Genomic DNA, 5,976 nt, shown 5'->3' with positions numbered 1-5,976 from the left:
CAAGGGAGGGGAGGGGCGAAAAGTTCCGGACACCGCCAGAAGCAACCTCACACGGTCCTTAACGTGCGCGAAGGTGAAAAATGGGGAGGGGTCTGGGTTGACATATTGAGGCGGGATATGCCTTGACTTATCTATTAATTAGATATATTAATGAATAAATCTAATCTATTTATTAGGATTATAGATAAATATGCCCGCCAGTCAGCACCAAACCTTGAGCGATCTGCCGTTATGGCTGTTTCCGCTGGCCTTTTTGGCGGGGCTGTTTGGCGAGACGTGGCGGGCGGAAGCGGCTGGCCTTGCGTTTGGCGATTTGATCAAGCGTGCCCTGTTGCGCTGCGGTGCTTCTTCGACCTTTGGCATGTGCGCAGGGATGCTGGCGATGGCCTACGGTGCGCATCCGCTCATGGCAGGCGCTTTGACCGGCATGGTGGCGGTTGGTGGAGCCGATATTGCCAGCGCCCTCTATAGCCGCTGGTTAAAACGCAAATTGAGGATGTGCGACGATGAGCCAGCATAGCCATGTCTACCATAACCCGCGCTGGCGCAAGGCACGGCTAAGCTTTTTGCAACGCCGCCCGCTCTGTGTGTTATGCCAGCAAGTGGGACAGGTGACGGCGGCCAGCGTGGTGGATCACATTCGCCCGCACCGGCTGGGGCAAGCGCTGCAAAGCGGCCAGAAGGACAGCATCCAGCAAGCCCAAGCGCTGTTTTGGGATAGCGCCAATTGGCAACCGCTGTGCAAGCCGTGTCACGACCGCCACAAAGCGCGGCAAGAGCGCAGCGGGCAGCTAAAAGGCTGTGACGCGCAAGGCAACCCGCTCAGTGGGGATTGGTGACATGGCAGGCACTGCATTTAGCGGCAGGCGTCCCAAACTGGCCGCGCAGATACGCGCACAAACCCGCACCGCGCCGTCACCGCCTGCAAGCCAACCGATCATTATCCCCGACTGGCTGGACAAAGCAGGCGCGGCGCTTTATGCGCACCTTACGGGGGAGCTTGCCGCGTTAGGTCTGTTTAGCCATCTAGATAGCCAAGCACTGGCGCACTACTGCCAGGCGAGCAGCGACTACATTCGTTTTACCAAAAAAATCCGCGAACTCAACGAGGAGGAAGACGGCGCGGGCGATCTGCATAGGCAGGGCGACAGCTACCAAAACATCCACCCGCTGCACGGCTTGCGCGACCGCGCGGAAAAGCGCGCCGACACCCTTGCCAAGCAATTTGGCCTCACGCCGCTGGCACGCAAAGCGCTGGCCGATCTGATCAAAGCCCAAGAAGACGGCGATGCCGTGGAGGGGCGTTTTTTCAGCTAATGAAAAAAGACCGCGTCAGCGCCTACGCCCACGCCGTGATAAATAGCGAAATACAAGCAGGCAAACCGGTTAAAAACGCCTGCCAGCGGCATTTGCGCGACCTTAAAAACGGCAAAGCACGCGGCATACTCTTTGATTTAAACGCAGCCCTTCACGCCATCGACTTTTGCGAGCAAGTATTAATACTCAACGGCGGCGAATACGAAGGGCGGCCCTTTAAATTAAACCCGTGGCAAGCCTTTATTATTGGCAGTTTATTTGGCTGGAAGACCAAACACGGGCACCGCCGTTTTAAAGTCGCCTATATCGAGACCGCCAAAGGCAGCGGCAAAAGTCCATTAGCGGCGGCAATCGGCTTATACGGCATGCTGGTCGATAAAATGCCCCGAGCCGAAGTCTATGCGGCGGCGACCAAAAAAGACCAAGCGAAAATACTGTTTAGAGACGCGGTAGCGATGGTTGACCAGTCGCCCTATTTAACTAAGCGCCTTAAAAAACACGGGCGCGGCACCAACTGTTATCAATTAGAGCACGAACAAAGCGGCAGCTTTTTTAAAGCGATCAGTTCCGACGACGGACAAAGTGGCCCGCGCCCGCACATTGTATTATTGGACGAAATCCACGAACACAAAAACGCCCACGTCATCGACATGATGCGTGCCGGAGTTAAAAAAGACCCCAATGCCCTGGTCATCATGATTACCAACAGCGGGCATGATAGAAATAGTGTGTGCTGGCATTATCACGAATACGGCCAAAGTATTGCCAGCGGCATGAATCAGGACGATAGTTTCTTTGCTTATATCTGCGCACTGGATGAAGGCGACGACCCGCTCAATGATGAACGCTGCTGGGGCAAAGCCAATCCCAGTTTAGCCTATGGCCTGCCGGGTTATGATTACTTGCGCAACCAGGTGCGCGAAGCCAAAGGCATGCCATCCAAACAAAGCGTTGTTAAACGCCTTAATTTTTGCCAATGGGTAGACGCGGCCAATCCGTGGATCAGCAGCGATATATGGTTAGCCTGCGAACAAGACTTTAGCCTGGACGATATTGATCAAAATGAACTTTGTTATGGCGGTCTTGACTTATCCGGCGCACGGGATTTAACCGCCTTTGCCCTCTATTTCCCCAATCTGGGTCTTGCCGCCGTTGAATTCTGGACGCCCAAAGACACCCTTTACGAGCGCAAAGAAAAAGACCGCGTGCCCTATGATATTTGGCTGGAACAAGGCCATATTCATGCTGAGCCGGGCAGCCTGATTGATTACGGCTATGTGGCCGCGCGTATTGGCAAACTCAACCAGCGCTTTAATATCAAAAACATCGCTTTCGACAGCTACCGCATGGACGAACTGATGCGCGCCGCCGAAGGGCAAAACATCAAACTCAATCTTATTCAACACGGCCAAGGCTACTTTAAAGCCGAAGGCAGTAAACTATGGATGCCGCGCTCAATTGACCTATTGGAACAAGCGTTAAAAGACGGCCAATTAAAAGTCGCGAAAAACCCCTGCTTAAGATGGAACGCGGCCTGCGCCACAGTGATTAGCGACAGTCAGGAAAACCGCAAATTTAATAAACTTAAACAAAACGGGCGGATTGACGGCATTGTTGCGCTGGCGATGGCCGTGGGCGTATCCGATTATCAAAGTGCGCCCAAATTCGATTATAATGCCTATATTAAAGCCAATCACGGACTACGCTTTATATGAAGCTTAAAGGCTGGTTCAAGTTTGCCCCTAAAGGTGCGCCAAAAACAATTAAAAAAGGCTTGGCCGAATTATTAAAAGGCAGCGGCCTTGTCACCGACAGCGGTCAAACCGTCACCGCACAAAGTGCCTTGCGGCAAATCACCGTGTATAACTGCATCCGTGTATTATCCGAAAGCACCGGCATGCTGCCGTGCAAACTCTATCGCAAAGACGGCGGCACTATTACCGCCGCCGATGAACACCCGTTATCACGCGCCATCAGCATCGCGCCCAACGACTATATGACCGCGCAAGAATTCTGGGAGCTGGTCATTATGCACCTGTGCTTGCGCGGCAACTTCTATGCGCACAAAGTGCAATCAAAAACCAGCGGGCGACTGGAACTGCACCCGATAGCGCCGGAAACCGTCACCCCACAAATGGACGAACGGCGCAGACTGTTTTACCAAGTCAAAGACGGCACTACCGAAAAAACCTTGACGCAACAAGACCTCTGGCATATCCGCCTAAGCAGCATCGACGGCATCAATGGATTAAGCCCGATCACCCAAGGCGCTGGGGCACTGGGCTTAAACCAGGCCATCAACCAACACAGCGCCCGCTTTTTTGTGAACGGCGCACGCCCGAGCGGCATCGTCAGCATACCGGAAGCGCATATAGACGATGATGCGATAGAACACCTGCAACACCAATTTAACGAACGCTATGCGGGCAGCGGCAACACCGGCAAAGTCCTGTTTTTTCCGCAAGGCATGCAATGGCAAAACCTGTCATTAACCGCGCAAGATGCGCAATTGATTGAAAGCCAAAAACTCACCGAAGCGCAAATCTGCGGACTGTTTCGCGTGCCGCCGCATTTGATTGCCAATATGGAAAAAATGACCCTCAACAACATCGAACATATGGGCATGCACTTTGTTAATTTTGCCTTGGTGCCCTATTTAACGCGCATTGAAAAACGCATTCTTGTTGGATTGCTGGACGAGACCGAACAACCGCGCTACTACGCCAAATTCAACACCGCCGCCTTGATGCGCGGTGATTTAAAAAGCCGCTATGAGGCTTATGCCATTGGCCGCAACTGGGGCATTGTCAGCGCCAACGAATGCCGCGCCAATGAAGAACTTAATCCCCGTGCAGGCGGCGACGACTATTTAACCCCGCTGAATATGACCAGCGGTAACCAGGAGGCACCCCATGACTAACCGGCTGGACTTCCCGCTCAATGTAAAACGGCTGGAAGATGGTGGCGAATTTGAAGGCTACGCCAGCGTCTTTGATGAACAAGACCGCAGCGGCGATATTATTGAGGGCGGTGCCTTTGAAAAAAGCCTTGCCCATTGGAAGCAAATCAAATCCCTGCCGCCGCTATTATGGCAACATAATCACGAAGAACCGATAGGCGTCTTTAAAGCCATTGAAGAAGACGCCCACGGCCTGCGCGTAAAAGGCCAGCTTTTAATTGACGAAGACCCCAACGCCAAACGCATCTACGCACACCTCAAAGCCGGTAGTATCAAAGGGCTTTCGGTCGGCTTTATTCTCAAAGACTACGAACGCAGCAAAGAAGGCTACAATATTAAAGAGGCAGACCTGGTTGAAATATCCCTAGTCACGGTACCGGCCAACCGCAGCGCCCGTATTATCAACGTTAAAGAGTATTTGCAGCAGGGTGAACTGCCACCGCCTGCCGATATAGAAAAAATCCTGCGCGACGCCGGATTTTCCCGCAAACAAGCCAAAGCCTTTATGGCAGGCGGCGCTAAAAACCTGTTACTGCGCGATGCAGATAGCGAAAGCGAAGCCTTAACTAAAGCTTTGTCTTATTTTAAATCCCTAAACACCTCATTCGCCTGAAGGAAAATCCCATGTCCAGCGAACTGCGCAGCGAAAACATCCTTAAAGACATTAAAGACGTCACTGAAGAATTTAAGGCGGGCTTTGAACACTTTAAAAAAGCCAATGACGAACGCCTTACTAGCGGCTTATCCGGCCTGTCCGGCAAAGTGGATAGCCTTAACGAAAAATTAAGCGAACTGGAAGCCGCCAAAAAAAGCCTTGAGCAAGAAATCATCGAACTCAAACGCCCGTCCTTTAATGGCAATGCGCCGGATAGCTACCAAAAAGCCTTTAATGACTTCGTTAAAACCGGCAACACCAGCGACGAACTCACCACCAAGGCCTTTGACAGCGGTTCCAGCCACGGCGGCAGCTACGCCATCCCCGAGCAACTCGATAAGCGCATTATCGAACTGCTGCGAAGTGAAAGCCCGATGCGCAGCGTGTGCGACCAAATCACCGTAGGCACGCCCAACTATCGCCGCTTGGTCAATATAGGCGGCGCGGCATCCGGCTGGGTCGGTGAAATCGATGCACGGCCAGAGACCGGCGCACCAAAACTCGCGGCCATTGAAGCCGTGATGGGCGAGATCTACGCCAATCCGGCGGCGACGCAAAATGTGCTGGATGATGCGTTTTTTAATGTCGAGCAGTGGCTACAAAACGAAGTGCGCCGCGAGTTTGCCAGCAAAGAGGGCGAAGCCTTTCTAAAAGGCGACGGCAACAAAAAACCCAAAGGCCTGTTGGCGTATCCCACCAACGAACAAGCGGACAGCGTGCGCCCGTTTGGCACCCTGCAACTGGTTAAAAGCGGCGGCAACGGCGCAGTGACGGGCGATGCCCTGATCAACCTCATTCACCAGCTTAACCAAGGCTACCGCAATAACGCGGTGTGGATGATGGCAGGCTTGACCGTGGCCTACATCCGCAAGCTCAAAGACGCCGACGGCAACTACCTGTGGCGACCAGGCATTGAAGCAGGGCAGCCATCGACCTTGTTTGGCCGCCCGATTGTCGAAAACGAAGACATGCCGGGCTTAAGCAAAGACGCGCACGCGATACTGTTCGGCGACTTTAAACGCGCCTATACGATTGTAGACCGCAT

Annotated in this window: 7 protein-coding genes; all 7 read left to right on the top strand. The window is 53.1% G+C overall.

The window, feature by feature from the left end; translation table 11 throughout:
* Positions 1-190: 190 nt before the first annotated feature.
* Positions 191-520 (top strand): phage holin family protein, encoded by a 330-nt coding sequence (locus AXE65_RS10855; protein ID WP_068392145.1) that lies wholly within the window; start codon positions 191-193, stop codon positions 518-520.
* Entirely contained in the window at positions 507-839 is a 333-nt protein-coding gene (locus AXE65_RS10850) for an HNH endonuclease signature motif containing protein (protein ID WP_068392140.1), read from the top strand. The genes AXE65_RS10855 and AXE65_RS10850 overlap by 14 nt, the downstream gene beginning before the upstream one ends.
* A gap of 1 nt (position 840) precedes the next feature.
* Entirely contained in the window at positions 841-1,317 is a 477-nt protein-coding gene (locus tag AXE65_RS10845; RefSeq protein ID WP_068392137.1) for a phage terminase small subunit P27 family, read from the top strand.
* Complete coding sequence (locus tag AXE65_RS10840; RefSeq protein ID WP_079214143.1) at positions 1,317-3,032, top strand: terminase large subunit; 1,716 nt, start codon at positions 1,317-1,319, stop codon at positions 3,030-3,032. The genes AXE65_RS10845 and AXE65_RS10840 overlap by 1 nt, the downstream gene beginning before the upstream one ends.
* The gene (locus AXE65_RS10835) at positions 3,029-4,237 is read left to right on the top strand and encodes a phage portal protein (RefSeq protein ID WP_068392134.1); all 1,209 of its coding nucleotides are present in this window, start codon (positions 3,029-3,031) and stop codon (positions 4,235-4,237) included. Before AXE65_RS10840 ends, AXE65_RS10835 begins: the two co-directional genes overlap by 4 nt.
* Complete coding sequence (locus tag AXE65_RS10830) at positions 4,230-4,889, top strand: HK97 family phage prohead protease (protein ID WP_068392131.1); 660 nt, start codon at positions 4,230-4,232, stop codon at positions 4,887-4,889. Before AXE65_RS10835 ends, AXE65_RS10830 begins: the two co-directional genes overlap by 8 nt.
* A gap of 11 nt (positions 4,890-4,900) precedes the next feature.
* Positions 4,901-5,976, top strand: a 1,076-nt coding sequence (locus AXE65_RS10825; RefSeq protein WP_068392128.1) for a phage major capsid protein, incomplete at its 3' end; no start/stop codon positions are given.

The sequence above is a fragment of the Ventosimonas gracilis genome, assembly GCF_001580025.1.
Lineage (GTDB): Bacteria > Pseudomonadota > Gammaproteobacteria > Pseudomonadales > Pseudomonadaceae > Ventosimonas > Ventosimonas gracilis.
This window is presented reverse-complemented; position numbering and strand designations above follow the sequence as displayed.